This window comes from Massilia eurypsychrophila (assembly GCF_002760655.1).
Lineage (GTDB): Bacteria > Pseudomonadota > Gammaproteobacteria > Burkholderiales > Burkholderiaceae_D > JAFCUW01.
Genome location: NZ_PDOC01000007.1, coordinates 66203 through 91546, shown reverse-complemented (window position 1 = coordinate 91546; position 25344 = coordinate 66203). Strand labels below are relative to the sequence as shown.

The following is a 25344-nucleotide window of genomic DNA, read 5'->3' as shown; positions in this document are numbered from 1 at the left end:
GAACTACGGGCCAATATCGCCGCGACAGTCCATTATGGATTGAAACCAAAAATTACGAGAAGCAATTGTGATATTGCGGACCACTCGATGACCCGATGAGGCACTAGCGCAACAGCGTTTTGCCGACATTTTTAACGAACGGTGCAATATCAACTACGTCCATCGTTCGTGTCGCCATATTTGCGCGTATCGGGTCGCCGTAATTATCAATTAACTGCCGGTTGGTCCGGACCAACCGGCATTTCTCGAGCGAGGCCGCGGCAAGCCGGTGGCTGGCATTGCGCTGGTTGCCTGGCAGAGTTGGCGGCAGCCGGCGAAACGCCGCGCGCACGTTTCTGGCTCATCGGCCGCCCGGGCGGAGGCCTGAGCGCGCTAGACGGCGGCCATCACTCTCTCGAGCCGCTGGCGCACCTCGCCGGCGAGCGAGGTAACGGCGGGCTTGTCCACCAGCTGCAGCACGGCATCGGTATCCATGAATTCGACACTGACGGCGCCATCGGCGAGCTGGCGAACCAGCACGTTGCACGGCAACAGCAATCCGATCGAAGGCTCCGCCTGGATCGCCCGCTGTGCCAGCGCCGGATTGCAAGCGCCCAATATCCGGTACGCAGGCATATCGGCGTTGAGCTTCTTTTTCAACGTGGCGGCGACATCGATGTCACTCAATATGCCGAATCCTTCGGTCTGCAGCGCGGCCGTGACCCGTTGGACAGCTTCATCGAACGGGCCAGCGACTGTCTTGCCGAATCCATATTTAATTGTCATTTTTCTCTCCTGAGATGTTGATTGATTCAGTTTCCGGCCGCAGTCTGCGCGCCAGCGTCCACAATGCCGCGGAACGCTTGCCCGAGCGGCAATACGCCACCGTCGGGGCCGGTAATTTGGCCAACAGCGCCGCGAATGCCGCACCGTCCTTCTCGCCGATCATCGACGCTACCACAGGCAGGGCGCGCGCCTGCATTCCCAAGTCGCGCGCAGCCTGCTCGATCTGTTCAAAGGTCGGCTGATTGGCGTCTTCGCCGTCTGGCCGATTGCAGATAATGCTGCGAAAGCCGGCATCACGCAGCAACCGCAGCTCTGACAGCTGGAGTTGCGGCGACGCCGACAGCGTCGCGGTTAGTGGTGTGAGTTGCATGAAATCTCCCGAAACGTGACCGACTTGGCCACATCAACATTATATTGACTTATATTTTGTTTTGGCATATTATATTTTCGTACAAGACGACGAAAGGAATTTGAATGAACCACCCAGTCCAGTTTGACCCGGACGCCATGCGTAGCGCTGCAACCCAGGCATGCGGTTTGCTGAAGGTGCTCGCCAACCCCGACCGCCTGTTGCTGCTGTGCCAACTCGCGCAAGGCCCGCTGTGCGTCAGCGAACTCGAAAGCATCGTCGGCATCCAGCAGCCGACGCTTTCCCAGCAGCTCGGCGTGCTGCGCGAAGAGGCGCTGGTGACGACACGGCGCGAAGGCAAACAGATTTTCTACAGCATCGCCAGCAGCGAGGCGATGGCAGTGATGCAAGTGCTTTACCAGCTGTACTGCGAAAAAACGAATGGAGCAACATCATGATGATCGATTGGGCAAGTTTCACGCCGTGGGCCTCGTTGGCTGGCGGCGCATTAATCGGCTTGGCCGCCGCCATGTTTGTGCTGTTCAACGGCCGCATCGCCGGCATCAGCGGCATTCTCGGCGGCCTGCTGCAATGGCCGAAGGGCGACGTCGCCTGGCGCGTCGCCTTCCTGCTCGGCCTGATTTCGGCCCCGGTTTTCTACGGCTTGTACGCGCCGCTGCCGCAAGTGCAGGTCGATGCCGGTACCGCCACCCTGGTCGCCGCCGGCCTGCTGGTCGGCATCGGCACGCGCTACGGCGCCGGCTGCACCAGCGGGCACGGCGTCTGCGGGCTGTCGCGCCTGTCGCCACGCTCGCTGGTGGCGACGGCCTGCTTCATGGCAGCCGGCTTCGCCACCGTTTTCATCGTTCGCCACCTCATTGGATAAGGAGCAAATCATGCACATCATCATGGCACTCGTTGTCGGGCTCGTCTTCGGCCTCGGCCTGATCGTCTCCGGCATGACCGATCCGTCCAAGGTCATCGGTTTCCTCGATCTTGCCGGTCGCTGGGACCCGTCGCTCGGCTTCGTCATGGGCGGCGCGATCCTGGTCGGACTGATCGCGTTTCGTTTCGCGGCCGGTCGCGACAAGTCGCTGCTCGGCGACGTGATGCGGCTGCCGAACGCCACCCACATCGACCGCCGGCTGGTCCTGGGCGGCATCGCCTTCGGCGCCGGCTGGGGGTTGGCCGGCTTTTGCCCCGGCCCGGCGCTGGCTTCGCTCGCCAGTGGCGGTAGCAAGCCGCTGATCTTTGTTGCGGCCATGATCGTCGGCATGCTGATCTTCGAAATGCTGGAACGCCTGCCGGCACGCCGCAAGCAGACAGCTTAAGGACAGCGCCATGTCGATCGTACTCGCACTCGGACTGGTGGTCGGCGTCATCCTCGCGCTGACCGGCGCCGGCGGCGGCATCCTGGCGGTGCCGCTGCTGGTGTTCGGCATCCAGATGAGCGTCGCCGAGGCCGGTCCGATCGGCCTGCTGGCCGTCGGCATGGCGGCGGCGCTCGGCGCCGTGCTCGGCTTGCGCGAGGGGATCGTGCGCTACCGCGCCGCACTGCTGATCGCCGGGTCCGGCATGCTGCTGTCGCCGCTCGGCCTGTGGCTGGCGCACCGCCTCGACAACCGCTGGCTCAGCGTCCTGTTCGCGATGATCCTGCTGCTGGTGGCGTTGCGGACGTTCCGCCAGGCGACGCAACCGGCCGCGGCCGCCAATGTCCATGCCGTCCATCCTTGCCAGCGCGACGGCGCGACTGGCCGCTTCATCTGGACCAGCAGTTGCGCGCGCGCGCTGGCGCTATCGGGCACCGCGGCAGGCCTGCTTTCCGGCCTGCTCGGTGTCGGCGGCGGTTTCGTCATGGTGCCGGCGCTGCAGCGCTACACCGATCTGGCGATGCGCTCGGTGGTGGCCACTTCGCTGGCGGTGATTGCGCTGGTTTCCGTCACCGGCGTGGTCGCCAGCGCCGCCACCGGCGGCGTCGTGTGGAGCGTGGCGCTGCCGTTTTCCGTCGGCGCCCTGGCCGGCATGCTGGCCGGGCGCCTGGTATCGGCGCGGCTGGCCGGCCCCCATTTGCAGATCGGCTTCGCCGCCGTGTCGGCGGCAGTCGCCGTCGGCATGATGTTGAAGGCGGCACTTTGAAACGTTGTACCCCTCATGTCATTGGAGAACCAAGATGAATACCAATCCTGTTCAGCTGTTCGATGTCGAATCATCGACCTTTACCTACATCCTGGTGGCCGACGACGACCGCTCTGCCGTCATCATCGACCCCGTCGAGCGCCATTGGGAGCGCGACCTGGCGCATCTGAAGCGCCTCGACCTGACGCTGGCCTATGTGCTGGAAACGCACGCGCATGCCGACCACGTCACGTCCGCCGGCAAGCTGCGCGAGGTGACCGGCGCCCAGGCCGCGGTGCCGTCGGGCTGCGGCATCACGCCGGCCGAGGTGCAGTTGGACGACGGCGACGTCATCTGCTTCGGCGCCGGCGAACGGATCGAAGTGCTGCACACGCCAGGCCACACGGCAGGCAGCGTCAGCTATCTCTGGCGCGGCAATGTGTTCACCGGCGACACCTTGCTGATCGACGGCTGCGGCCGCACCGACTTCCAGAGCGGCAGCTCGGCGGCGCTGTACGACAGCGTCATCGGCAAGCTGTTTGCGCTGCCTGATACCACACGCGTGTGGCCCGGCCATGACTACAAGGGCCAGTCGGTATCGACGATTGGATGGGAGAAGCGGCATAACGCTCGCCTGGCCAACCGTAGCAAGGCACAGTTTGCCAGCTTGATGGCGGCGCTCGACTTGCCGAAGCCGAAATTGATCGACATCGCGGTACCGGCGAACCAGAACCTCGGGCTGCCGCACGGGGCATGACTGCCCCGTTCGCCGGGGATGACGCCGGCTACGGCTTGATATACGCGTACCCCTCCTGCACCTGCAGGCGACTGACCTCGGCGACACCGGAGGGTACGATCGTCGCCTCTGGAATGAGGCGCTTGCGGTCGATCCTGCGCGTCTCGAGCGTGTTATTGCAGACGCGGAACTGGACTTGGCGATTGACCAGTTCCTGCACCACGGCGTCGTAGGGGTTGCCATTCTTGTCCATGGCGCCGTCGAGCAGGAAGTCGATCCCCGGGCCATGCGTGACCACCACGATCTTCGCCTTCGGACTGGCGTTCAGGTGATTGCGGATGTTGTTCAGCGCGGCCATCGGATTGGCCGCTTCGTTCATGTGATAGACGACCTTTTCCTCCCTGTCGGCTGCTACGGCGGTGACGCACGAGGCAAATGCGAGGACGAGTACGGCAAGCAGGGAACGAGCGATTTTCATGATGACTCCGTATGGGTGAGATGGCGGGGTGCTACTTTGCCTGCAAGCTCTCGCGCTCCATCAGCAGGTAGGTCTGGTAGGCATTGATCCGGTTTGCCTGGACAAAGGCCGGGTAGGAAGCGAACGCCTTCCAGTCGGTTTTCTGGTAGGCCTCTTCGAACGGCACCATGTCGGCCACCGCCTCGCCCATCGCGCGGCGCAGGTGCAGCAGGTACGAGCGGGTCAGCTCCAGGTCCTTCATCGGCTTGCGCGACACCTCGCCATGTCCGGGCACGACCACTGCCGGCGCGATCTTCAGCATGTCGTCGAGGGCGCCTAGCCAGACCCTGCTGTCGGCCTCTCCGACGAACGGAATCCGTCCGGTGAAAAACAGGTCGCCGGCAAACAGCACCTTGTCGTCGTCGACGGCGAGCATGATATCGTCGGGCGAATGGGCGGCCGACATGTCGAGCACACGGAAGCGTACGCCGCCGAGCGTGAACCGAATCGTCTTGTCCGCATCGAACCGCAGCCAGCGGTCGGCCGGCACCAGCCGCGTCTGATCGTTGACCCAGGGCTTGAGGTCGGCCTTGCGCTGCGCCAGGCGCGATGGCGCGGTATCCGAGGACAGATACTGGCGGCCGTGTTCATGGGCCCACACTTCGGCGCCGGCGGCCTTGAACGCCTGCAGTCCATAAAAATGGTCGGCATGGTAATGGCTGACGATGACACGCCGGACTGGCTGTTGCGTGACGGTCCGGATCGCGCGCAGCATCGCCTCGCCAAGTGCCGGCGTGCCGAGCGCATCGAATACCACCACGCCGTCGGGCGTGACGACAAAGCCGGCATTCGACATGAAGCCCTGGTTGACCGGATCGGCCATGCCGGTATGCCCGTGGAAATAATACACATGCGGGGAAATCTTCACCGGCGTCAGTGCCATCGGCTGGGCGAACGCCTGGACCGCGGCGAGCGCCAGCACCCCTGCTGCCATGCCGGAAAGCCAGCGGCGCCACAATTGCGGCGCGGTCCTTGAATGTTCGGTGTTGTAGAAGTTGTTCACGCGGGCTCTCGTCTGAAGGGGTTAAGGTTGAGGATCGATTTAGCGCGTCGGCGCGGCGGCGGCCAGCCTGGCGCGCGCGCCTTCGAGCGAGCGCTCGAGGTAGGCGCCGTACATGCCGGCGATGTCGCCGCCGAGCAGCGGGGGAACCAGCAACTGGCCGTCGCGGTCAAGCATGACGACCGCCGGCGCCACCTGCAAGCCGTAGCGCGCCGCCAGCATGCGGCCGCTGGTTTGCTCGCCGTTAAATCCCGCCAACGGCGCCGTGTCGGTCAATTCCAGTTCGCGCACGACGAGACGCTCCTGCTTGCCCGGCATGCGCGTCAGCGGCGCCAGGTAGTTGCGCCGCACCACGGCGCAATACTGGCACTGCGGCAGCGAGAACAATATCACCAGCGGGTTGCCGTGGATGGTGGCGAGCGCGCCATCGCTGCGCAGATCGCGCGGCGCCGCCAAGGCGGGCTGTGCCGCCTGGGCGCCGCCGGCGAACAGCGTCAGCGCAGCGAGCATGCGCAGCGCGTAGCGGCCGCGGGAGGCGATGCTCACCCCAGCATTCCGGGATTGCCTTGCATGCCGATCAGGCGCGGCGTATTGAGTACGCGCGGCGTGACGGTCTTGCGCGCTTTCAGCCACTGCGCCACCACGTCCCACACCGGCTCGCCCTGCGCCCCCTCGGCCACCGGCGCCCAGCCGGCCACCTTGTACGTCTTGCCGGCGTCGATCAATTTGCCGCCCAGGCGCATGTCGCTGATGCGCGAACCCATCGCCGCGTTCGGCTCGATGGCATACGTCATGCCGCCGACGCGCACCATGTCTCCGCCCTGCTGGTAGTACGGATCCTGGTTGAACAGGTTATCGGCGACGTCCTCCATCACGGTCTTGATCGTGCTGCCGCTCATCTCGGTCAGCGTGCTGTAGGAATACGTCGTCGCGGTCTGGTCCATCAGGTGCTCCATCAGGATCGGGCTGTTCGGCAGCAACGATGTGCCCCAGCGGAAGCCCGGCGAAAAGGCCATGTCGGCGCCCTTGACTTCCATCAGCGCATCGATGATCAACTGGTCGAACGTGCCGTTGAAGTTTCCGCGGCGATAAAGGGTGCCTTCGGTCATCGCCAGCTTCTCGCCAAGCTTCGCCTCGTAGGGGGCCCTGACCTTGTCGATCAGGTTTGCCATGTCCCGATCCGCCGGCAGCAGATTCGAGAACACCGGCAGCAAGCGATACTGGAACGCGCGTACATTTCCCTCGCGCACATCGAAGTCGAGCACGCCGAGAAACTTGCTGTTGCTGCCGGCGTTGGTCACCAGCGTCTTGCCGCCGCCGTTGCTGACGACGACAGGCACCGGCACGCCGTCATGCGTGTGGCCGCCCATGATGGCATCGATGCCGCGCACCCGCGACGCCATTTTCAGGTCCACATCCATGCCATTATGCGACAGCACCACCACCACCTTGGCGCCTTTGGCACGCGCCTCGTCGACCATCTTCTGCATGTTCTCTTCCTGGATGCCGAAGCTCCATTCGGGCGTCATGTAGCGCGGGTTGGCGATCGGCGTGTACGGGAATGCCTGGCCGATGATTGCCACCGACACACCGTTCATCTGCTTGATGACGTACGGCGCGAACACCTGGTCGCCGAAATCGGTGGTCTTGACATTCTGCGCCACAAAGTCGACTTTGCCCTTGAAGTCCTTGCCGATGATTTCCTGCACCCGCTTGTCGCCCAGCGTCATTTCCCAATGCGCCGTCATGACGTCCACGCCGAGTTGCAGGCAGGCGTCGACCATATCCTGTCCGTTGGTCCACAACGCAGTCCCGGAACCCTGCCAGGTGTCGCCGCCGTCAAGCAACAGGGCGCCGGGCCGGCCGGCACGCATTCGTTTGACCAGTGTCGCGAGGTGGGCAAAGCCACCGACCTTGCCATACGTTTGCGCTGCCTGTTCAAAATTGAGCGCGGTAAATGCATGCGCCTGCGGCGTGTTCGGCTTCAGGCCGACCTGCTTGAGCAAGCGTTCACCGACCAGGTGAGGAATGCGGCCGGCGGCCGCGCCGACACCGAGGTTCATGCTCGGCTCCCGGAAATACACCGGCTTCAGCTGCGCGTGGCAGTCGGTGAAATGCAGGAAGTGGACATTGCCGAAGCGCGGCATGTCATACAGGTTGCCTGCCGTCGCCGTGCCCGCCAGCGCCGTCTTCGCGTCAAGCAGCATGCCGCCGGCGGCGGCGATTCCCAGCAGTTGCGCAAACTCGCGCCGATTCATTCCCATTCTGTCTCCTTACTTGTTGACTGGCGATGCCGGATCCAGCAACAGCGCCATCACATCCTTGAGCTGCGCCTCGGTGAGCACGCCATTGTGGCCAAAACGCGGCATGTTCGAACAGGCCGTGTACGCCTGGGCATTGTAGATTTTGGCCCAGGTGTACTTGACGATCTCGTCGCTGGTGCCGCGCACCTTGCCGTACTGGTACAAGCTCGGACCGATGTTGCCAAACGAGATCTCCTGCTTGGTGATCTGGTGGCATGCATAGCAGTTGCCGCCATTCGCCGCGCCGAGCGCATCCGACGATTGCATGCCGCGGCCGTTCTGCGCCACCTTCTCGCCCTCTTCCCACTTGCCGATGTACTTGCCGTCGGCAGGGTACTTGATCGTCTTCAGCTGCGCGGCCTCGATCCTGGCATTGACTTCGCTGGGACGCTCGGTCGGCTGCTCGCTGCATGCCTGCTGCGCATCGTCGCGTGCGACGATGCGCTCAAGCGTGGCCGGGCCCTTCGACTTGAAGTCCTGCTTGAACATGGCCAGCGCGGCATCGCCGTAATCGGTGTCGGCTGCCACACTGGCGCAACCTGCCACGGTCAGCGCCGCCATGGCCAGGCCCAGTACTTTTCGGATCGGAGTCATCAGTTTTCCTTATCGTTTCAAGGCCGGGCCGGCGTAGACGCCGCCTTCGGCATTTTTTGCCAGGAACATCGTGATCGCGGTGATCGCTTCCGATGCGTACATCGGCTCGGGGAAGCGCTGCTGGCGGAAACAGTCGTTGAGCCGGTGCTGCATCGTGCGCACTTCGCCCTGCGAGACCCGATACGCGGGCCAGGTGGTGTAAGCGGCCTGCGCGTTGGCCTTGTTCAAGATGTTCGGCAACTCCTGCAGGCGGATGCGCTGGCCGTCGGCCGAGTGGCACGTAGCGCAGGCGAAGTCGTGCGAACCGCCGCGATAGTAGAACATTTGCTTGCCGGTTTCGTAGGCGCGCTTTTCCAGCGGGTGCGCGGTCGGCGTGGCCATTTTCATGCCGCGCGATTCGGACGTGATATAGGCCACCAGCGGCTCGATCGTCGATTGCTTTCCGGCCGCGCCGAACGGCGTCTTGACCGCTTCCTCGCGGCTGATGCCCTGCAGCGTCATGCGGCAGTACACAAGGCGCTGCTCCAGATCCATCACCTTGCCAGTGTCCTTGAAGAAGCGCGGCAATTCGACATAGGCGCCCTTGACGATGCCGGCGCCTTTGCCGAGGTCGCACCGCTCGAGCGATACCTTGCCCGGTCCCGCCTTGGTCTTCCATAGCTCTTCGCCGCGCATCTCCCACAGCTCCGCCGGGTTGCCGTCTGCCAGCATCTGCCGGTATTTGGCAATCTCGTCCGTCGAGGAAGTTTGTGCCAGTGCCGCCGTCAGCGCGCAAAGCAGCACCGCGCCAGCCACGCCTAAGCGCTTAGTGTTCATCTTGTCTCCTTCATGTCGTCGTCATGCGGTCTGCGCCGCATCGGATGGAACCTCGAACCGCTGTGTCAGCTGACCGTGCCTTCGTCGGTGCGGCTGTCGCCGGCGGTGTCGGTCCAGGTCACCGTCACTTTGTCGCCGGCGGCAGCGCCCTTGAACTTGAACGACAGGAAAGGGTCTTTCGACACCGACGGCCCGAAGTTGGCGTCGAACACCACTTTGTCCTTGTGCTTGGCCACCAGAGTCTTGATGTAGTGCGCGGGAATCACGGCGCCAGACGCATCCTTGCGCTGACCCGTCTCCATATCGTGCCGCATCAGGATCTTCACTTCCACCATGTCGCCAGCGATGCTGGCGCGAATACGCATTGGGTTACCCATCTTTATGTCCTTGTCCGTTGAAATGTTCGCAGTCGGCGCCGGCTTAACCGCCGCAGCCGCCCAGCGTGACCTTGATTTCCTTGGTGGCGACCAGCCACTTGCCGTTGGCCCGGACCAACGCATGCACGTTCGAAGTCGCCCCCATCTTCACCCGCGTCGTCACGGCCGGCTCGCTGCCGGCTGGAATGTTGAAGCTGGCCGACATGGCGTTCGGATTCTTGTCGACCAGGATCGCCATGAAATCGGTCCCCGGCGCCTTGCTGCTGATCGACACTGGCACCACGGCGCCGTTCTCGGCGATGTCCGGGCCGGTGATGGACACGTCCGCACTGACCTCGAACTTGTCGCCGCCCAGTGCCTTGACCGCATCGGCCAGGCTCTTCGCATCGAACGCCTTCTGGTTCCACTCCGCGGCGAAAACGTCCTTCGGGCTGAGTACGCCTGCCGCGAACGCCGCGCCAAGCACCGCTGTGATGCGCATTACATCGCGTCGACTCTGAATCATTACTACCTCCGTTTGTTGATTGAACGCTGCTGAGATGTCGCTGCTGCTTTATTTGACCTGCGCCATATACTTCGACAGCCGATCCTTGTTCACGACGAAACTTTTCGACAGGCTGTCGGCCTGCTTCTGCGCGTCCGCCAGGTTGACCGCCTTGCCGACCTGGATCACACCGGCCATCGCCATGACCTTGTGCGGATCGCAGACGTAGACGTAGACGCCCTCCTGGTTGAGCGTGACGCTCACTTCTTCGTCCGGCTTGCCTTTCCAGCCGGCGGCGCCGGCCGGCACAACTGCCGACGCGGTGTTGTGCGCCGCATCGATCTTGATGAATTTGACGGTGTCGCCCTTGGCAACCTGCAGGAAACCGGGTTCGAACACCATGGAACCGTCGGCGCCCGCATTCAGCATCTTTACCCGATGCTCAGCGGCAAAGCTGCCGCCGCAGGCGATCGACATTGCGACCGCAAACAAAACATTCTTCATTACTTCTCCATTAAAAACCCACTGCCTATTTGGCGCCGTCGAGCACCCACTTGATCAATACCTTGACGTCCTCATCCTTCACATGGCCTTGCGCCGGCATCGGGATGGCGCCCCATGTGCCGCTGCTGCCGTTTTTTACCTTATCGAACAGCATGCCGGCTGCCGAGGGATCGGCGCGGTACTTGTCGCCGATCTGGACGAAACTCGGCCCCATGACTTTCGTTGACACCCCATGGCAAGCGATGCAGGCGTTCTGCTGCATCAAGGCCAAGCCGGCACTGCGCTGCGCCGGCGCGGCCGCAGTCGCGGTCGCGGCGGCAATGCGCACGGCCTGTGGCGGCACACTTGTATCGACGCCGCGGACCGCACCGAAGGTGCGGTTCTGCAGCGCCAGGTTGCCGTGCGCGTTGCGCGCCGCTTCCGGCAGGGTCGAGCGCGGCTTCTCGTCGACGGCGCAGTTTTTCATGCAGGCGACGCTCTTGACGTCACCCTTGGCGCGTACGTCCCACATGCCGTGTCTGGTCGACATGCCGTTCCGGTTGGGCATGCGCTGCTGCGCCTGTGCGATGGTCTTGTCCGACAGCACGAAGTCGTCCGGCAATATTTCTCCCATATTCAGGATGTACGCCGTCACCGCATACACTTCGTCGGTGGTCAGCGACTTCGGCGCCGTCCACGGCATCGCGCGATTGATGTAGTCCCATAAGGTCGATACAGTGGCCACTTTCATCAGCGTGGTTTTTTGCGGCTGCTTGCCGTTGCTGAGCGATGCGACGCGGCCGGTTTTCAGGTCGTCGGGGCCGATGCCGCCGACAATCGGCGTGAAGACCTCGTTCGATTCGCCGAAGGTGCCGTGGCAGGATGCGCATTTGCCTTCCCATACCTTCATGCCGGCCGACACGCTACCCGAGCCTTTCGGCAAGCCCTTGAAATCGGGCCGCACATCGATATCCCAGGCCGCTACCTCCTTCGTCGTTGCCGCGCGCCCCAGGTTGGTCAGGGGCGCGCCGGCCTGCACGGCCGTCGCCACCAGCCAGAGCGCCAGTGCGGCTGCCGCAACCTTAATAGACCTGGACATTCGACACCTCCCCTGTTTGCGCAACCTGCCAGGATTGAATCGCATTGTTGTGATAAATCGAGCGCGTGCCCCTTACCGCGCGCAGTTCGTTGATCTTCGGTTGCACGTAGCCGGTGTCGTCGATGGCGCGCGATTGCAGTACCGCCGGGTTGCCGCTCCACTCCCAGTCGATGTTGAAGCGCGTCAGGCATTTCGACAGGACGGGCGTTTCGAGGCGCGCGGTGCGCCAGTTCTTGCCGCCGTCGACCGAAACATCGACGCGCTTTATCTTGCCGCGGCCCGACCACGCCAGTCCGGTGATGTTGTAGAAGCCGGTGTCGAGCAGCGCTTGTCCGGCCGACGGGCTGGTGATGACCGACTTGCACTCCTGAATCGAGGTGTACTGGCGGTAGCTGCCGTCCGGCATCGCGTCCATGTAATGGATCGCTTCATCCTTGCTGGCGTAGGGCTTGTCGCCCACTTCAATCCGGCGCAACCACTTGACCCACGAGACGCCTTGCACGCCTGGCACCACGAGGCGCAGCGGATAGCCGTTCTCGGGGCGCAGCATTTCGCCGTTCATCCCCCACGCAACGAGCACATCGTCAAGCGCACGGTCGATCGGGATCGTGCGCGTCATCGACGAACCGTCGGCGCCTTCGGCCAGCACAACCCTGGCATTGTGCTTGTCGAAGCCGCAGTCCTCGAGCAACACCGACAGCGGGACGCCGGTGAATTCGCTGCAGCTGAGCATGCCGTGGGAATATTGCACGGACGGCACCGCGACGTTTCCCCATTCCATCGCAGTATTCGCGCCGCACTCGATAAAGTGCATCCGCGACACGGAAGGCATGCGCATCAGGTCGTCCATGGTGTAGACCTTCTGGCGCTTGACCATTCCGTTGATCATCAGGCGATGCTTGCCAGGGTCGATATCGTGCCACCCTTGGTGATGGCGCTCGAAATGCAGGCCGGACGGCGTGATGATGCCGAACAGTCCCTGCAGGGGCGTGAACGCCACCGACGCCGCCGACACCCGTGTCAGGCCAGGCGACTCCCGGCGCAGCAGGTTTGTCTCGTGCGCAGATGGCACGCCGTAGGGATTGGCGGCGACCGGCTTGCCGAGCGTGCGCGAATGCTCGGGCAGCGCCAGGATGTTCGGGTCGCCGTCGGCGCCAATTGCGGCGGCGCTGCGCGCCAATGCCGTGCCCGCGGCCAGCGAGGCGCCGGCGGCAAGGAAACTTTTACGCAGGAAGCCGCGCCGGGTTTCATCGAGCTGCCCGCGCTGCATCTCGGCGATCAATTCGGGCTGCAGGAAGTTTTCCGGAGCCCGCAGGATGCGACCGTACTTTCGTATCAAATTTACCATCTCACCACGTCTCACTCTTGAAATTTTTCTTATTACCCAATGAGCATATGACTATACGCGCATAAACTTGGCGGCCAAGCGCCCGCCAGACGCTTCGACTACCCCTGCTTGACGACAAAACTATCGACGGGAGCCTGGGTCAACCGGCTGGTCTGCTGGATCACCTTCTCAACCATCTGGGCGCAAACGACGCGGCACAGCTGGATCGCATTCTCGTCTTCGATGCGGTAATAGACTTGCGCACCGTTTTTGCGGCGCTGCAGGATCTTGGCCTGGTAGAGCATGTTCAGCTGGCGCGACACATTCGCCTGATTAGCCTCGATCTGCTTGACGATGGTCCCGACCGGTTGCTCACCGTCGCACAGCGCGTACAGGATCTTCAGGCGAGTCGGTTCCGACAACAGAAAGAAGTAGTGCGAAACTTCTTCGAACACTTCTTTCATCTGTTCGCGGTTCAGGTCTTCGTTCATTTTGGCGGGCAAGCAATCATATGAGCATATACACATATAACCAAACGCAAAGGAAATATGCAAGCAAATTCGATGCTGCGGCGCGGCATATGAGACATTGATCGCGCGGTCAGAATTCGCCGGCCGCGCCTCGGTCGAGCATTTTCAGCAGGGTTCCGCGTACCCGGCCGACAGCGTCGCTGACGGCCGGTGGCATCGTGCGTCCCATCTTGATCAGCATATCCATATTCATCGTGTAGATCCACAGTCCGTCGGCTTGCTCGACGACGGTGATCCGGCACGGAAGGAATGCCGCCATGGCGGGGCTGAAGTCGACCATCAAGCGCGCGGTTGCGGGGTCGCAATACGAATAGACTTTAAGGAATCGTTCGTTCTTGCCGGACCTGGCCGCCAACTCGCTGGAAACGGACAGTTCTCCGACCGGCCGCACGTTGTCCTCCACTGCCACGCCCGCAAACGCCTCTTCGATTTCGGTGATCGTCACGCCCGCCTTGACCTTGCGCGACCAGGACGCGGCGGCGGCGACGTCGCCGCCCGAATCGACCCAGCGCGAGAGCATCCGGCCGGCCTCTGCGCCCGCGCCCGCGGGGGTGTTGGCGACGACTGCAACGGTGGTGCAACCGGGCAGGCCGAGCATAAAAAGAACTGCCAGCCATGGGAGAAGAAGACGATGTCGGTACATGGGATTATCGAAGAAGAAGAAAGGACCGGGGCAGCCTTGGCCTACCGAGAATAGTCGAGTTCATGCACGGACGCAAGGCAGTGCTAATAGGCGCCGGTTTGGATGGAAAGCCAGAAGCCCTTTCGATAATTTCTTCCATCGAACTGGGTCACCGGCACCAGTTCCACGCCGGCCGCCTCAAGTCGCTCCGCATAGTCGCTGTAGCTGCGGCTTGCCGTCACGGCGCCGTCGCACAGCTGCCGCAGGCGCTGGCGCGTCGACGCCACGCCGAAGAGCGGCGCAACGCCGAAGTTGCACTGCGCGCCGCCCGCGCGAGACGGCCAGGAACGATGGCGCCGAGCGCCGTCGGCCGTCGCAACCAAAAAACTGAGAGCGTCCCTGGCTGTGCCACCTGACCATTAAAGAATCCTTTAATATCTTTTTTCTTATTAAAGAATGCTTTAATAAGATGCTGAAACATTAACGAAAGCTTGAAATGCCTCGTACCACCGGCACGTTTGTCAGCACCACCACGCGCAACGAAACGGTGCGCGCGTTTGTACCGCACCCGCTGCCGCCGGCTGCGCCGCCGCTATCGCCACTTTCCTACGAAACTCAAAACCGTGCGTTGCTGAATTGGCCCTGGCCCGTCTCTCGGCGGTGTCCGGCCTCGTTCCGTCATTCGAATGGCTGCTCTATAGCGCCGTGCGCAAAGAAGCCCTGCTGACCTCCCAAATCGAAGGCACGCAGGCGAGCCTGACCGACCTGTTCGACCAGGAAGCGGGCGTTGAGCTGAACAATCGCGACGATGTCGAAGAAGTCACGAATTTCATGCGTGCATTTCGCATGGTGCGCGACAATCTGCGCGATATCCACGGTCTGCCCCTGAGCGCACGCCTGATTTGTGACGCCCACCAGATACTGCTCCATGGCGCACGCGGCGCCGGCAAGCAACCAGGCGAACTGCGTCGTTCGCAAAACTGGATCGGCGGCAGCCGGCCCGGCAACGCCGTATTCGTCCCGCCGCCGCCCGAGCAAGTGCCGCAACTGCTGGCCGACCTCGAACGTTTCATTCACGCCGAGCCGACGCTGCTGCCGCCGCTAGTCACCATCGCGCTCGTCCATGCCCAGTTTGAGACGATACACCCGTTCCTAGATGGCAACGGTATTGGTTACCTGCTCATGCGGATGGCAAATTTCGAGTTTCATCATCGTGGTCGGCGCCCTTGCCTCGACGGGCCATCCGGGCGCGGTTCGGGCGGCAGAAATTCAAAGCGAGCGCGGGGCTGTCGAACAATGCGGCGCTCACTCGGAAGCCGGGATGCCGGAGTGCCTGGCAAAGATGTCCTACGAAAGCAGCACGGCATTGAAGCACGCCGAAGCGCAAGCCATTGCCGCCCTTTCCAAATGGGACGAGGACGCGAAATACGTCAACTTCGCGAAGGAAAAGCTCAAGGCATCCAGCAAGGCGTACGAACAATATCGCGACGCCCAGTGCGCTTTCGCTAGTTCGCTTGGCGGTGGCGCCATCGGTAACGCACTTGAAATGCGACGGCTGTCGTGCCTCGTTGGAATGAATGCGCGACGCATAAAGCAACTCGATGCTGATTCGTCGACACTGCCGGCGAGATGAGGCGCGAACTGCGCAGGTTCGAGGTCCATTCGGATCGTCCTTCTCAGCCCGCTTCGAGCCCATCAAAACCAGAATGTGCACGCAATTGCTATTTCAGCGCGGGGGGAAGTTTGGTTCTGGCCGCTGAGCTAGTTCTCTGAAGGCCGGGTCATGCCGACATTCGGACACGACGTGATCAGTTCCCATCAGGCGAAACCTAAAACAAAAATCCCGCATCACCTGTGAAGGAGTGCGGGTTTCTGGAACAGCGTACTGCTAATTTTGGTGCCGATGCCCGGAATCGAACTGGGGACCTTCACATTACGAATGTGCTGCTCTACCAACTGAGCTACATCGGCGACGACGCGTATTCTAGCAAGAATTGCCCCTAACTTGCTAGTGTGAATTTCGAATCGTGCAAATTATTGTCAATTAATCAGCATTGTTCGGCGTGATAGCTGGTCACCAACGCCACTTCGGCCTTCGATCCAAGGAACACCGGCACGCGCTGATGCAGCTTGTGCGGCGCGATGTCGAGGATGCGGGTGCGGCCGTCGGTGGCGGCGCCGCCGGCCTGCTCGACGATCATCGCCATCGGATTGGCTTCATACATCAGGCGCAGCTTGCCCGGCATCGACGTGTCGCGCGTGTCGGCCGGATACATGAAGATGCCGCCGCGGTTCAGGATGCGGTGCACGTCGGCCACCATCGAGGCGATCCAGCGCATGTTGAAGTCTTTCTCGCGCGGGCCGGTGGAGCCGGCCAACAGCTCGTTGACGTAGCGCTGCACCGGCGCGTGCCAGTGGCGCTGGTTCGACATGTTGATGGCGAACTCCTTGGTCGCCTCCGGAATCATCATGTGGCGCTGCGTCAGCACCCACGAGCCCATCTCGCGGTCCAGCGTGAAGCAGTTCACGCCGTTACCAGTAGTGAGCACTAACATCGTCTGCGGGCCGTACACTGCATAGCCGGCGGCAACCTGCATGCTGCCTGCCTGCATGAAGTCGGCCTCGGTCGGCGCGCCCATGCCTTCCGGCGCCTTCAGCACCGAGAAGATGGTGCCGATCGACACGTTGACGTCGATGTTCGACGAGCCGTCGAGCGGGTCGAACAGCAGCATGTATTCGCCCATCGGGTAGCGGTTCGGAATCGGATGGATCGATTCCATCTCTTCCGACGCCATCGCCGCCAGGTGGCCGCCCCACTCGTTCGCTTCCAGCAAAATCTCATTCGAAATCACGTCCAGCTTCTTTTGCACTTCGCCCTGGATGTTCTCGGTGTCGGCGCTGCCGAGGATATCGCCGAGCGCGCCCTTGCCGACCGAATGACTGATCGTCTTGCAGGCGCGCGCCACCACTTCGATCAGCAGCCGCAGTTCGGCGGGAATGGAATTGTGAAGCCGTTGTTCTTCAACCAGGTGCTGCGTGAGACTGACGCGTTTCATGAACTTCCTTATAAAAAGATTTGAATTGATCCGATTTAATTAGCGAGCGCCTTGCTGATCACTTCGCGCACGTCGTTCGACAGTTTTTTGCCGCCAGCTACCTTTTGCAGCGCCTTCTTCATCTGGCCCTGCAGCGCCGGCGCGTAACGGCGCCAGCGGTCCAGCGAGCGCGCCAGCCGGCTCGCCACTTGCGGATTGAGCGCATCGAGGGCGATCACCTGCTCGGCCCAGAACGCGTAGCCGCTACCGTCTGGCGCGTGAAACTGCGCCGGGTTGGCGCCGCAGAAGCTGAAGATCAGGCTGCGCGCGCGGTTCGGATTTTTCAGCGTGAAGGCGCGGTGCTTCATCAGCTCGCGCACCGCCTTCACGGTCGTGGCGGGCGCGGCGGCCTGCATCGCGAACCACTTGTCGACGACCAGCGCCTCTTTTTCGAAATCGGCATAGAACGCCTGCAAGGCCGGCGCGGCGCTGTCGGCGCCGGCGTGGATCAGCCCGATCAGCGCGGCAACCCGGTCGGTCATGTTACCGGCGTTGTCGAACTGCGCCTGCGCCAGCTCGATGGCGTCGGCGTCCGGCGCGGCTGCCAGGTACGACAGGGCCAGGTTCTTCAGGCCGCGGCGGCCGGCCGACAGCGCGTCCGGGCTGTATTCGCCTGGCGTCATGTTGGCCAGGTATTGCTGCATCAGCTCGGTGCGCAGTGTGGTGCCGATGGTGGCGCGCACGAATTGCCGTGCGGCGTTGATCGCCTGCGGATTGACCACGCTCATCTGCTCGGCCATCATCGTTTCCGATGGCAGCAGCAATGCCTGCTCGCGGAACGACGGGTCGAGCCCGTCATCGGTGAGGATCTTGCGCATCGCATCGATGAACGTGGCGTCGAGCTCGAGCTTGCCGCCGCTGGCCACCGCCGATGTCAGCCTCAACAGCCGCTGCATCGCCAGGCGCTGGCCGGCTTCCCAGCGGTTGACCGGGTCGCTGTCGTGGCTGAACAGGTGCAGCAGTTCCAGGTCGGTGTAGTCATACTCGAGCACCACCGGCGCGGAGAAGTCGCGCAGGATCGATGGCGTCGGCTGTTCGCCCACGCCGGTAAAGTTGAAGGTCTGCGTCTCTTCGGTCAGCTCCAGCACGGCGGTGCTGCCGTTGGCGCCATCCTGGCCGAGCGGCATGTCGCGCCCGTCGGCGCCGAGCAGGCCCACCGCGATCGGAATATGGAACGGCAGCTTCTTCGGCTGGCCGGGCGTTGCCGGGCAGCTTTGCGTAAAGGTGATCGAATACGTCTTCGCATCGGCGTCGTACTGCGTGCGCGCCTTGACGATCGGCGTGCCGGCCTGGCTGTACCAGCGCTCGAACAAGATCAGGTCGCGCTGGTTGGCGTCGGCCATGGCGTTGCGGAAATCGTCGCAGGTGACGGCCTGGCCGTCGTGGCGCTCGAAATACAGGTCCATGCCCTTGCGGAAACCGTCGCGGCCGACCAGCGTCTGCAGCATGCGCACGACTTCGGCGCCTTTTTCGTATACGGTGACGGTGTAGAAATTGTTGATCTCGACAAAGGAGTCCGGACGCACCGGATGCGCCATCGGCCCGGCGTCTTCCGGGAACTGCGCCTGGCGCAAGGTGCGCACCTGCTCGATGCGGGTGACGGCGCGGCCGCTGGCGGTGCCGATCATGTCGGCCGAGAATTCCTGGTCGCGGAACACGGTAAGGCCTTCCTTCAGCGACAGCTGGAACCAGTCGCGGCAGGTCACGCGGTTGCCGGTCCAGTTGTGGAAATATTCGTGGCCGACCACCGCCTCGATGCCGGCGTAGTCGACGTCGGTGGCGACGCGCGGATTGGCCAGCACGAACTTGGTATTGAAAATGTTCAGGCCCTTGTTTTCCATCGCGCCCATGTTGAAGTCGCCGACGGCGACGATCATGAAGCGGTCCAGGTCGAGCTCGAGGCCGAAGCGCTCCTCGTCCCAGCGGATGCTGTTCTTGAGCGACTGCATCGCGTAGTCGGTCTTGTCGAGGTTGCCCTCTTCGACCCACACCTGCAGCAGCGCGTCGCGGCCATCCTTCAGGCGGAACGTTTCTTCCTGGCAGACCAGCTGCGCCGCCACCAGCGCGAACAGGTAGGACGGCTTCTTGAACGGGTCTTCCCATTTGGCGAAATGGCGTCCGTCGTCGAGCTCGCCTTCTTCGATCAGGTTGCCGTTCGACAGCAGCACCGGATACTTCTGCTTGTCGGCGCGCAGCATCACGGTGAACTTCGCCATCACGTCGGGACGATCGGGGAAATAGGTGATGTTGCGGAAGCCTTCCGCTTCGCATTGCGTGAAGAAACTGCCGTTCGACACGTACAAGCCGTTCAACGTGGTGTTCTTCTCCGGCGCCGTGATCGTCTCGATTTCCAGCGTGACGTCCTGCGGCGGATTGGCGATGCGCAGCAAGTTGCCGTCGATGCGGTAGTCGCGCTTGCCGAGCGGCTTGCCGTTCATGCGCAGCGCGACCAGTTCGAGGTTCTCGCCGTACAGCTCGATCTCGGCGCGCTCGCTGTCGGGATTGCGCCGCATCGTCAACCGGCTGGCGACGATGGTGCGGGCCGGATCGAGATCGAAGCCTAGCTCGACGGTATCGACCAGGTAGGCCGGCGGCGTGTAATCGTTCCGATAAATCGTCTGGGAGGTGTCTGAGCGCATGGGATCGGTAAGGAACAATTGGACGAAGATCTATTTTACCAACACCGCCGACCCTGCGGCCCGTTCAATTCCATGTATCACTGTGTCGTGTGCGGTAACATTCTGTAAATCTTTTGTTATATTGCAGTGTGGGTCATACACTCAATGTGGGTAAACACGAATTGTTGGAGAAACAATGAAACGCATCGCAATGACAGTCCTCGCCGCGCTCACGCTGCTGCTCGGCGGCTGCGCCACCAGTATCCGCAGCGACGTCACCACGTTCCATGAGTGGCCGCAGCAGTTGCCCGACAAGAGCTATGCGTTCGAGGCGCCGGCGCCGCAGGACGACACGCTCGAATTGCGCAGCTACCAGAACCTGGTGCGCGCGCAGCTGGGCCGGCTTGGTTTCCGCGAAGCGAGCGGTGCGCCGGCGCTGAAGGTGTCGATGCGATTCATGACGACCGATGTGCCGGTGCGCGTGGTGCAGGCGGTCGACCCGTTCTTCTACCCGGGCCCGCGTTTCGGCCTGGCGAGCCGCTTCTACCGGCGCGGTTGGGGCAGCAGCTTCCACCACCCGTTCTACGATCCGTTTGGAAGCTTCCATCAATATGAGGTCGTCGAGCGGCACGTGTATCAGCGCGAAGTGCAGGTGGCGATCAAGTCGGCCAACGACGGCCGCCGGCTGTTCGACGTCACGGTGCGCAACCAGAGTAGCGAGGCGTCGACGCCGGCGCTGATGCCGGCGCTGGTGCAAAGCGCGTTCGAAGGCTTCCCTGGGCCGAACGGCGGCGCCCGCCGCATCGAGCTCAAGCAGAACGGCTAGCGGCCTAGGGGTCAGACCCCGGTTCTTCTTTTATAGGTCTGACCCCGGTTGAGTTAGCGGCTGAACACCGGGGTCAGACCCCCAACGGAAAAACCGGGGTCGGACCCCTACGGCAGCAGAATCGACGAGCCCGTCGTCTTGCGCGCTTCCAGGTCGATCGCCGCCTGCGCCGCGTCGGCCAGCTTGTAGCGCTGGTTGATGTCGATCTTGACCTTGCCGCTCGATACCATCTGGAACAGATCGGCGGCCATCGCCTCCAGGTCCTCGCGCTTGGCGGCGTACGCAAACAGCGACGGCCGCGTCACGAACAGCGAGCCGCGCGACGCCAGCTCGTTGAGCGAAAACGGCGGCACCGGACCCGACGCGCTGCCGAAACTGACCATCAGCCCCAGCGGCTGCAGGCAGTCGAGCGAGCCGATGAACGTATCCTTGCCGATCGAATCGTAGACCACCCCCACCTTCTTGCCGCCGGTAATTTCCAGCACGCGCTCGGTGAAGTTTTCGGTGTTGTAGTTGATCACGTGCGCCGCGCCGGCCGCCTTCGCCAGCGCCGCCTTCTCTTCAGAGCCGACCGTGCCGATCAGGTTCACGCCGATCGCCCGGGCCCACTGGCACGCAATCAAGCCGACGCCGCCGGCCGCCGCATGGAACAGGATCGTGTCGCCCGCCTTCAGCTTGTGCGTGCGGTTGAACAAGTACTGCACCGTCAGGCCCTGCAGCATCATCGCCGCGGCGGTGTCGAAGCCGATGTCGTCCGGCAAACGCAGCAGCACGGACGCATCGATATTGCGCGCCTCCGAGTATGCGCCCAGCGCGCCGCCGGCATACGCCACGCGGTCGCCCACTTTCACATGGGTCACGCCGTCGCCGACCGCCTCGACCACGCCGGCCGCTTCCTTGCCCAGCCAGCCAGGCAAGGGCTGCGGATACAGGCCGGTGCGGAAATACACGTCGATGAAATTGACGCCGATCGCCTCGTGCCGCACCCGCGCCTCGCCCGCACCCGGCGCGCCGAGTTCGACGTCGACGTATTCCAGCACCTCGGGACCGCCGGTGCGGCTCATGCGAATTGCTTTGACCATGGTTTTCTCCGTTATTGATTTTGTGAAACGAGCTTCAGTTGCGTCAGCACCAGCTGCGCGGTCGAGATGTTGGTGGCGCACGCCACGTTGTGGACGTCGCAGGCGCGCACCAGCGCGTTGATGTCGGGCTCGTGCGGCTGCGGCGTCATCGGGTCGCGCAGAAAGATGACGGCATCGATCTGGCCCTCGACCAGCGCGGCGCCGATCTGCAGGTCGCCGCCGAACGGGCCGGAGTGCTTGCGCTCGACAGTCAGCCCCAGTTCGTTGGCCAGGCGCGCGCCGGTGGTGCCGGTCGCCACCAGCGTGCAGCCGCGCAGGAAATCGAGATACTCGGCGGCCAGCATGACCATCTCGTCCTTCTTCTTGTCATGCGCGATCAGGGCGATTCTTGGTTTCATCGTGATCTCTATTTTTTCTTCGAAAGCAGGTAAATGCCGGCAAACACGAGGCCGGTGCCGCCCAGCTGGACCGCGGTGATCGGTTCGCCCAGGATCCAGGCGCCGAGAAACAGCGTCGACACCGGGCCGACCATGCCGGCCTGCGACGCCGTGGCCGCGCCGATGCGCTGCACCGCCGCCATCGTCATGAACACTGGCAAGATCGTACAGAATACTCCGTTCACCAGCGACAGGCCATACACCTCGACCGGCTGGATCAGCAGCGCGGCCGGGCGCAGCACGAAGAACTGGGCGATGCAGGCCACGCTGGAGACGCACATCGCGTACGACACCAGCCGCAGCGATCCGATCCGCCGCACCAGTTCGCCCGAGCCGAGCAGGTAGATCGCGTAGCAGACGGCCGAGCCGAGCACCAGCAGCGAGCCGGTGGCGGTGTCGCCCTGGCCTTCGCCGAGGTCGTGCACGAACACCAGCACGATGCCGCAGTACGACAGCGCCAGCGCCATCCACTCCCAGCGGCCGATGTGGCGCTTGAGGAACAGCGCGGTAATGAGCAACACGAACGTGGGCGTCAGGAACAGGATCAGGCGCTCGAGGCCGACCGTGATGTACTGCAGCCCGAGGAAATCGAGGAAGCTCGACACGTAGTAGCCGATCAGGCCCAGGCCCACCAGGCGCCAGCGGTCGGCCGCCGACAGCGGCGCCTCGGTGCGCATCTGCCAGAAGGCGACGGCGGCGAACACGGGCAGCGAAAACAGCATGCGAAAGGCGATCACGGTGACCGCGTCGAGCTGATAGCGGTACAGCAGCTTGGCGACGATCGCCTTGGTGGAAAACAGCACCGCGCCGGCGATGGCGATCGACAGCCCGGCGATGAAGGCCGGCCGGGCGATGGCGTGATGCGGCTCTGCCGCTGCGATTTTGCTCATCAGGCAATTGTAGATCGATTCGCCATTCTCGGCTGGCGCAGCCTCCGGGTTTGGGGTCTGACCCCGAGGGGCCGGACCCCGGTTTGCGCAGGTTGCCTGCATGCCCCTATGTTAAAATGTTGGCCAAACTCGCACACCGTCTAAGGAACATTCGACATGGCTGGACACAGCAAATGGGCCAACATCAAGCATAAAAAGGCCGCTACCGATGCCAAGCGCGGCAAAGTCTGGACCCGCCTGATCAAGGAAATCACGGTCGGCGCCCGCATGGGCGGTCCCGACATCGCGACCAACCCGCGCCTGCGCCTGGCGGTCGACAAGGCGGCCGACGCCAACATGCCGAAGGAAAACGTGACGCGTGCGATCCTGCGCGGCTCCGGCGGCCTCGAAGGCGTCAACTATGAAGAAGTGCGCTACGAAGGCTACGGCATCGGCGGCGCCGCCATCATCGTCGACTGCATGACCGACAACCGCGTGCGCACCGTGGCCGAAGTGCGCCACGCCTTCAACAAGCACGGCGGCAACATGGGCAACGAAGGCTCGGTCGCGTTCATGTTCAAGCATCTGGGCCAGTTGCTGTTCGCCCCCGGCGTCGACGAAGACAAGCTGATGGAAGCGGCGCTCGAAGCCGGCGCCGACGACGTGGTGCAAGATGAAGAAGGCGGCTTCGAAGTGCTGTGCGATCCGTTCGCCTTCCCGGCCGTGAAAGAGGCGCTGGAAAAGGCCGGCTTCAAGGCCGAAGTGGCCGAGATCATCATGAAGCCCGATGCCGAAACCGTCATGACGGGCGAAGACGCCATCAAGATGCAGAAGATCCTCGACGCGCTCGAAAACCTCGACGACGTCCAGGAAGTCTATACCAACGCCCTGATCGAAGAACAAGCATGAAAATCCTGGTAGTCGGCTCTGGTGGCCGCGAACACGCACTGGCCTGGAAACTCGCCCAATCCGAGCGCATACAAGTGGTGTACGTCGCCCCTGGCAATGGCGGCACCGCGCGCGACGGCCGGCTCGTCAACGTCGACATCAGCGATCCGGCGCAGCTGGCCGATTTCGTCCAAAGTGAAAACATCGCGCTGACGGTGGTCGGTCCCGAGACGCCGCTGGCGGCCGGCATCGTCAACCTGTTTCGCGCGCGCGGCCTGAAGATCTTCGGCCCCACCAAGGAAGCGGCGCAGCTGGAAAGCTCGAAGGATTTCGCCAAGTCGTTCATGCAGCGCCACGGCATCCCGACCGCCGCCTACCGCACCTTCTCCGAAGCGTGCGACGCGCACGCCTACATCGACGAACAAGGCGCGCCGATCGTCGTCAAGGCCGACGGCCTGGCTGCCGGCAAAGGCGTGGTGGTGGCGATGACGCTGGCCGAAGCGCACGACGCCGTCGACCTGATGCTGCTCGATAACCGCTTCGGCGACGCCGGCGCGCGCGTCGTCGTCGAGGAGTTCCTGGCTGGCGAAGAAGCGAGCTTCATCGTCATGTGCGACGGGAAGAACGTGCTGCCGCTGGCTACCAGCCAGGACCACAAGCGCCTGAAGGACCACGACGAAGGTCCGAACACGGGCGGCATGGGCGCCTATTCGCCGGCCCCGATCGTCACCCCGGCGATGCACGCGCGCGTGATGCGCGAGGTGATCAACCCGACCATTACCGGCATGGCCAAGGACGGCATCACCTTCACTGGCTTCCTGTACGCCGGCCTGATGATCGACGCCCAGGGCAATCCGAAGACGCTCGAATTCAACTGCCGCATGGGCGACCCTGAAACGCAGCCGATCATGGCGCGCCTCAAGAGCGACCTGGTAGGCGTGATGGAGCACGCCGTCAACGGCACGCTCGACACGGTGGAACTGGAGTGGGACCGCCGCACCGCGGTTGGCGTGGTGATGGCGGCGGCCGGCTATCCGGACGATCCGCGCAAGGGCGACGTCATCGAAGGCATCCCGGCCGAGACGGCCGAATGCGTCACCTTCCATGCCGGCACCACGATAGCGGACGGCGCCTTGCGCACCAACGGCGGGCGCGTGCTGTGCGTGGTCGGCCTGGGCGACAGCGTCAAGATGGCGCAGAAGCGGGCCTACGAAACGGTCGACCAGATCCGCTTCGCCGGCGCCCAGTTCCGCCGCGACATCGGCTGGCGCGGCCTGAAGCACTAGACATCAAAACTGGGGTCAGGTCTGACATTCGGACATTGAACGATCAAAGCTGGGGTCAGGTCTGACATTCGGACATTTCGTCTTTGAAATGTCCGAATGTCAGACCTGACCCCAGCGCTATATCAT

The 25344-nt window shown here is 63.1% G+C and carries 31 protein-coding genes, 1 tRNA gene and 1 pseudogene; 10 read left to right on the top strand and 23 right to left on the bottom strand.

The genetic code is table 11. The annotated features are described in order from the left end of the window. Nucleotides 1-103 precede the first annotated feature (103 nt). Genes CR105_RS27795 through CR105_RS13475 form a run of 3 tightly spaced genes read right to left on the bottom strand, consistent with a single transcriptional unit; the run spans nucleotide 104 to nucleotide 1135 of the window. Complete coding sequence (locus CR105_RS27795) at nucleotides 104-331, bottom strand: hypothetical protein (RefSeq protein ID WP_131021727.1); 228 nt, start codon at nucleotides 329-331, stop codon at nucleotides 104-106. A gap of 41 nt (nucleotides 332-372) precedes the next feature. Then, a complete protein-coding gene (locus CR105_RS13480; protein ID WP_099788979.1) occupies nucleotides 373-765 on the bottom strand; it encodes a DUF302 domain-containing protein in 393 nt (130 codons plus the stop codon). Then, on the bottom strand, nucleotides 755-1135 hold the full coding sequence (locus tag CR105_RS13475) for a protein tyrosine phosphatase family protein (protein WP_099788978.1): 381 nt from the start codon (nucleotides 1133-1135) through the stop codon (nucleotides 755-757). The genes CR105_RS13480 and CR105_RS13475 overlap by 11 nt, the downstream gene beginning before the upstream one ends. A gap of 104 nt (nucleotides 1136-1239) precedes the next feature. Here CR105_RS13475 and CR105_RS13470 point away from each other — a divergent pair, with 104 nt between their 5' ends. The 5 genes from CR105_RS13470 to CR105_RS13450 are packed head-to-tail and all read left to right on the top strand — an operon-like array spanning nucleotide 1240 to nucleotide 3986. Continuing rightward, entirely contained in the window at nucleotides 1240-1572 is a 333-nt protein-coding gene (locus CR105_RS13470; RefSeq protein ID WP_099788977.1) for an ArsR/SmtB family transcription factor, read from the top strand. After that, nucleotides 1569-2000 carry a YeeE/YedE family protein gene (locus tag CR105_RS13465; RefSeq protein WP_099788976.1) on the top strand — a complete coding sequence of 144 codons (432 nt, stop codon included), beginning with the start codon at nucleotides 1569-1571 and terminating at the stop codon, nucleotides 1998-2000. The genes CR105_RS13470 and CR105_RS13465 overlap by 4 nt, the downstream gene beginning before the upstream one ends. Nucleotides 2001-2010: 10 nt before the next feature. Further along, entirely contained in the window at nucleotides 2011-2445 is a 435-nt protein-coding gene (locus CR105_RS13460; RefSeq protein ID WP_099788975.1) for a YeeE/YedE family protein, read from the top strand. Nucleotides 2446-2455: 10 nt separating this feature from the next. Next, nucleotides 2456-3250, top strand: a complete 795-nt coding sequence (locus CR105_RS13455) for a sulfite exporter TauE/SafE family protein (protein WP_099788974.1) — start codon at nucleotides 2456-2458, stop codon at nucleotides 3248-3250. 34 nt (nucleotides 3251-3284) lie between these two features. Beyond that, nucleotides 3285-3986, top strand: a complete 702-nt coding sequence (locus tag CR105_RS13450) for an MBL fold metallo-hydrolase (protein ID WP_099788973.1) — start codon at nucleotides 3285-3287, stop codon at nucleotides 3984-3986. Between the two features lie 28 nt (nucleotides 3987-4014). Here CR105_RS13450 and CR105_RS13445 read toward each other — a convergent pair whose 3' ends face one another. The 14 genes from CR105_RS13445 to CR105_RS13380 all read right to left on the bottom strand — a co-directional run bounded on the left by CR105_RS13445 (nucleotide 4015) and on the right by CR105_RS13380 (nucleotide 14500). Continuing rightward, on the bottom strand, nucleotides 4015-4443 hold the full coding sequence (locus tag CR105_RS13445; RefSeq protein ID WP_099788972.1) for a DsrE family protein: 429 nt from the start codon (nucleotides 4441-4443) through the stop codon (nucleotides 4015-4017). A gap of 31 nt (nucleotides 4444-4474) precedes the next feature. Further along, nucleotides 4475-5485, bottom strand: a complete 1011-nt coding sequence (locus CR105_RS13440) for an MBL fold metallo-hydrolase (protein ID WP_229413930.1) — start codon at nucleotides 5483-5485, stop codon at nucleotides 4475-4477. Between the two features lie 39 nt (nucleotides 5486-5524). Beyond that, entirely contained in the window at nucleotides 5525-6028 is a 504-nt protein-coding gene (locus CR105_RS13435; protein ID WP_099788971.1) for a thioredoxin fold domain-containing protein, read from the bottom strand. After that, on the bottom strand, nucleotides 6025-7740 hold the full coding sequence (gene soxB / locus CR105_RS13430) for a thiosulfohydrolase SoxB (RefSeq protein ID WP_218968697.1): 1716 nt from the start codon (nucleotides 7738-7740) through the stop codon (nucleotides 6025-6027). The genes CR105_RS13435 and soxB overlap by 4 nt, the downstream gene beginning before the upstream one ends. A gap of 15 nt (nucleotides 7741-7755) precedes the next feature. Continuing rightward, on the bottom strand, nucleotides 7756-8379 hold the full coding sequence (gene soxX, locus CR105_RS13425; protein WP_099788969.1) for a sulfur oxidation c-type cytochrome SoxX: 624 nt from the start codon (nucleotides 8377-8379) through the stop codon (nucleotides 7756-7758). 9 nt (nucleotides 8380-8388) lie between these two features. After that, a complete protein-coding gene (soxA, locus tag CR105_RS13420) occupies nucleotides 8389-9195 on the bottom strand; it encodes a sulfur oxidation c-type cytochrome SoxA (RefSeq protein ID WP_099788968.1) in 807 nt (268 codons plus the stop codon). Nucleotides 9196-9260: 65 nt separating this feature from the next. Then, nucleotides 9261-9572: a thiosulfate oxidation carrier complex protein SoxZ gene (gene soxZ, locus CR105_RS13415; RefSeq protein WP_099788967.1), complete on the bottom strand. Its 312-nt coding sequence runs from the start codon at nucleotides 9570-9572 to the stop codon at nucleotides 9261-9263. Nucleotides 9573-9615: 43 nt separating this feature from the next. Continuing rightward, nucleotides 9616-10077, bottom strand: coding sequence for a thiosulfate oxidation carrier protein SoxY (gene soxY, locus CR105_RS13410; protein ID WP_099788966.1), 462 nt, complete (start codon nucleotides 10075-10077; stop codon nucleotides 9616-9618). Between the two features lie 48 nt (nucleotides 10078-10125). Further along, complete coding sequence (locus CR105_RS13405; protein WP_099788965.1) at nucleotides 10126-10560, bottom strand: pseudoazurin; 435 nt, start codon at nucleotides 10558-10560, stop codon at nucleotides 10126-10128. A 25-nt stretch (nucleotides 10561-10585) separates the two neighbouring features. After that, nucleotides 10586-11638 (bottom strand): c-type cytochrome, encoded by a 1053-nt coding sequence (locus CR105_RS13400; protein WP_099788964.1) that lies wholly within the window; start codon nucleotides 11636-11638, stop codon nucleotides 10586-10588. Then, nucleotides 11622-12986: a sulfite dehydrogenase gene (soxC, locus tag CR105_RS13395; protein WP_099788963.1), complete on the bottom strand. Its 1365-nt coding sequence runs from the start codon at nucleotides 12984-12986 to the stop codon at nucleotides 11622-11624. The genes CR105_RS13400 and soxC overlap by 17 nt, the downstream gene beginning before the upstream one ends. Before the next feature lie 98 nt (nucleotides 12987-13084). Then, the gene (locus CR105_RS13390) at nucleotides 13085-13456 is read right to left on the bottom strand and encodes an ArsR/SmtB family transcription factor (protein WP_229413929.1); all 372 of its coding nucleotides are present in this window, start codon (nucleotides 13454-13456) and stop codon (nucleotides 13085-13087) included. Nucleotides 13457-13565: 109 nt separating this feature from the next. Continuing rightward, nucleotides 13566-14093, bottom strand: coding sequence for a DUF302 domain-containing protein (locus CR105_RS13385; protein ID WP_229413928.1), 528 nt, complete (start codon nucleotides 14091-14093; stop codon nucleotides 13566-13568). 128 nt (nucleotides 14094-14221) lie between these two features. Next, complete coding sequence (locus CR105_RS13380) at nucleotides 14222-14500, bottom strand: hypothetical protein (RefSeq protein WP_099788961.1); 279 nt, start codon at nucleotides 14498-14500, stop codon at nucleotides 14222-14224. A 277-nt stretch (nucleotides 14501-14777) separates the two neighbouring features. On the opposite strand from CR105_RS13380, the pseudogene CR105_RS28865 reads away from it, so the two are divergent. Next, a pseudogene (locus CR105_RS28865) lies at nucleotides 14778-15224 on the top strand (Fic family protein); the annotation flags it as partial. A 49-nt stretch (nucleotides 15225-15273) separates the two neighbouring features. Beyond that, the gene (locus CR105_RS13370; RefSeq protein WP_099788960.1) at nucleotides 15274-15750 is read left to right on the top strand and encodes a lysozyme inhibitor LprI family protein; all 477 of its coding nucleotides are present in this window, start codon (nucleotides 15274-15276) and stop codon (nucleotides 15748-15750) included. 262 nt (nucleotides 15751-16012) lie between these two features. On the opposite strand, the gene CR105_RS13365 is transcribed toward CR105_RS13370, so the two are convergent. From CR105_RS13365 to pepN, 3 genes are all read right to left on the bottom strand, one after another. After that, nucleotides 16013-16088, bottom strand: a tRNA-Thr gene (locus CR105_RS13365). Between the two features lie 77 nt (nucleotides 16089-16165). Beyond that, on the bottom strand, nucleotides 16166-17173 hold the full coding sequence (locus tag CR105_RS13360; protein WP_099788959.1) for a class 1 fructose-bisphosphatase: 1008 nt from the start codon (nucleotides 17171-17173) through the stop codon (nucleotides 16166-16168). A 35-nt stretch (nucleotides 17174-17208) separates the two neighbouring features. After that, nucleotides 17209-19851, bottom strand: coding sequence for an aminopeptidase N (pepN, locus tag CR105_RS13355; protein ID WP_099788958.1), 2643 nt, complete (start codon nucleotides 19849-19851; stop codon nucleotides 17209-17211). A gap of 175 nt (nucleotides 19852-20026) precedes the next feature. Between pepN and CR105_RS13350 the strand changes: the two genes are divergently transcribed. Beyond that, entirely contained in the window at nucleotides 20027-20656 is a 630-nt protein-coding gene (locus CR105_RS13350) for a DUF4136 domain-containing protein (RefSeq protein ID WP_099788957.1), read from the top strand. A gap of 107 nt (nucleotides 20657-20763) precedes the next feature. Here the strand turns inward: CR105_RS13350 and CR105_RS13345 are convergent, their stop codons facing one another. The 3 genes from CR105_RS13345 to CR105_RS13335 are packed head-to-tail and all read right to left on the bottom strand — an operon-like array spanning nucleotide 20764 to nucleotide 23065. Then, the gene (locus tag CR105_RS13345) at nucleotides 20764-21738 is read right to left on the bottom strand and encodes a quinone oxidoreductase family protein (RefSeq protein ID WP_099788956.1); all 975 of its coding nucleotides are present in this window, start codon (nucleotides 21736-21738) and stop codon (nucleotides 20764-20766) included. Between the two features lie 11 nt (nucleotides 21739-21749). Next, the gene (locus CR105_RS13340) at nucleotides 21750-22136 is read right to left on the bottom strand and encodes a methylglyoxal synthase (protein WP_099788955.1); all 387 of its coding nucleotides are present in this window, start codon (nucleotides 22134-22136) and stop codon (nucleotides 21750-21752) included. A gap of 8 nt (nucleotides 22137-22144) precedes the next feature. After that, nucleotides 22145-23065 carry a DMT family transporter gene (locus tag CR105_RS13335; RefSeq protein ID WP_099788954.1) on the bottom strand — a complete coding sequence of 307 codons (921 nt, stop codon included), beginning with the start codon at nucleotides 23063-23065 and terminating at the stop codon, nucleotides 22145-22147. 156 nt (nucleotides 23066-23221) lie between these two features. Between CR105_RS13335 and CR105_RS13330 the strand changes: the two genes are divergently transcribed. Together CR105_RS13330 and purD are read left to right on the top strand one after the other, a co-directional pair. Continuing rightward, nucleotides 23222-23953, top strand: coding sequence for a YebC/PmpR family DNA-binding transcriptional regulator (locus CR105_RS13330; protein WP_099788953.1), 732 nt, complete (start codon nucleotides 23222-23224; stop codon nucleotides 23951-23953). Next, nucleotides 23950-25218 carry a phosphoribosylamine--glycine ligase gene (gene purD, locus CR105_RS13325; RefSeq protein ID WP_099788952.1) on the top strand — a complete coding sequence of 423 codons (1269 nt, stop codon included), beginning with the start codon at nucleotides 23950-23952 and terminating at the stop codon, nucleotides 25216-25218. Before CR105_RS13330 ends, purD begins: the two co-directional genes overlap by 4 nt. Nucleotides 25219-25344: the final 126 nt, after the last annotated feature.

Excerpts from the sequence above, each read along its gene's own strand:
- CR105_RS13480 (WP_099788979.1), bottom strand. The coding sequence starts at position 765 with ATGACAATTAAATATGGATTCGGCAAGACAGTCGCTGGCCCGTTCGAT.
- CR105_RS13475 (WP_099788978.1), bottom strand. The coding sequence starts at position 1,135 with ATGCAACTCACACCACTAACCGCGACGCTGTCGGCGTCGCCGCAACTC.
- CR105_RS13470 (WP_099788977.1), top strand. The coding sequence starts at position 1,240 with ATGAACCACCCAGTCCAGTTTGACCCGGACGCCATGCGTAGCGCTGCA.
- CR105_RS13465 (WP_099788976.1), top strand. The coding sequence starts at position 1,569 with ATGATGATCGATTGGGCAAGTTTCACGCCGTGGGCCTCGTTGGCTGGC.
- CR105_RS13460 (WP_099788975.1), top strand. The coding sequence starts at position 2,011 with ATGCACATCATCATGGCACTCGTTGTCGGGCTCGTCTTCGGCCTCGGC.
- CR105_RS13455 (WP_099788974.1), top strand. The coding sequence starts at position 2,456 with ATGTCGATCGTACTCGCACTCGGACTGGTGGTCGGCGTCATCCTCGCG.
- CR105_RS13450 (WP_099788973.1), top strand. The coding sequence starts at position 3,285 with ATGAATACCAATCCTGTTCAGCTGTTCGATGTCGAATCATCGACCTTT.
- CR105_RS13445 (WP_099788972.1), bottom strand. The coding sequence starts at position 4,443 with ATGAAAATCGCTCGTTCCCTGCTTGCCGTACTCGTCCTCGCATTTGCC.
- soxB (WP_218968697.1), bottom strand. The coding sequence starts at position 7,740 with ATGAATCGGCGCGAGTTTGCGCAACTGCTGGGAATCGCCGCCGCCGGC.
- soxX (WP_099788969.1), bottom strand. The coding sequence starts at position 8,379 with ATGACTCCGATCCGAAAAGTACTGGGCCTGGCCATGGCGGCGCTGACC.
- soxA (WP_099788968.1), bottom strand. The coding sequence starts at position 9,195 with ATGAACACTAAGCGCTTAGGCGTGGCTGGCGCGGTGCTGCTTTGCGCG.
- soxZ (WP_099788967.1), bottom strand. The coding sequence starts at position 9,572 with ATGGGTAACCCAATGCGTATTCGCGCCAGCATCGCTGGCGACATGGTG.
- soxY (WP_099788966.1), bottom strand. The coding sequence starts at position 10,077 with ATGATTCAGAGTCGACGCGATGTAATGCGCATCACAGCGGTGCTTGGC.
- CR105_RS13405 (WP_099788965.1), bottom strand. The coding sequence starts at position 10,560 with ATGAAGAATGTTTTGTTTGCGGTCGCAATGTCGATCGCCTGCGGCGGC.
- CR105_RS13400 (WP_099788964.1), bottom strand. The coding sequence starts at position 11,638 with ATGTCCAGGTCTATTAAGGTTGCGGCAGCCGCACTGGCGCTCTGGCTG.
- soxC (WP_099788963.1), bottom strand. The coding sequence starts at position 12,986 with ATGGTAAATTTGATACGAAAGTACGGTCGCATCCTGCGGGCTCCGGAA.
- CR105_RS13390 (WP_229413929.1), bottom strand. The coding sequence starts at position 13,456 with ATGAACGAAGACCTGAACCGCGAACAGATGAAAGAAGTGTTCGAAGAA.
- CR105_RS13385 (WP_229413928.1), bottom strand. The coding sequence starts at position 14,093 with ATGCTCGGCCTGCCCGGTTGCACCACCGTTGCAGTCGTCGCCAACACC.
- CR105_RS13370 (WP_099788960.1), top strand. The coding sequence starts at position 15,274 with ATGGCAACGGTATTGGTTACCTGCTCATGCGGATGGCAAATTTCGAGT.
- CR105_RS13360 (WP_099788959.1), bottom strand. The coding sequence starts at position 17,173 with ATGAAACGCGTCAGTCTCACGCAGCACCTGGTTGAAGAACAACGGCTT.
- pepN (WP_099788958.1), bottom strand. The coding sequence starts at position 19,851 with ATGCGCTCAGACACCTCCCAGACGATTTATCGGAACGATTACACGCCG.
- CR105_RS13350 (WP_099788957.1), top strand. The coding sequence starts at position 20,027 with ATGAAACGCATCGCAATGACAGTCCTCGCCGCGCTCACGCTGCTGCTC.
- CR105_RS13345 (WP_099788956.1), bottom strand. The coding sequence starts at position 21,738 with ATGGTCAAAGCAATTCGCATGAGCCGCACCGGCGGTCCCGAGGTGCTG.
- CR105_RS13340 (WP_099788955.1), bottom strand. The coding sequence starts at position 22,136 with ATGAAACCAAGAATCGCCCTGATCGCGCATGACAAGAAGAAGGACGAG.
- CR105_RS13335 (WP_099788954.1), bottom strand. The coding sequence starts at position 23,065 with ATGAGCAAAATCGCAGCGGCAGAGCCGCATCACGCCATCGCCCGGCCG.
- CR105_RS13330 (WP_099788953.1), top strand. The coding sequence starts at position 23,222 with ATGGCTGGACACAGCAAATGGGCCAACATCAAGCATAAAAAGGCCGCT.
- purD (WP_099788952.1), top strand. The coding sequence starts at position 23,950 with ATGAAAATCCTGGTAGTCGGCTCTGGTGGCCGCGAACACGCACTGGCC.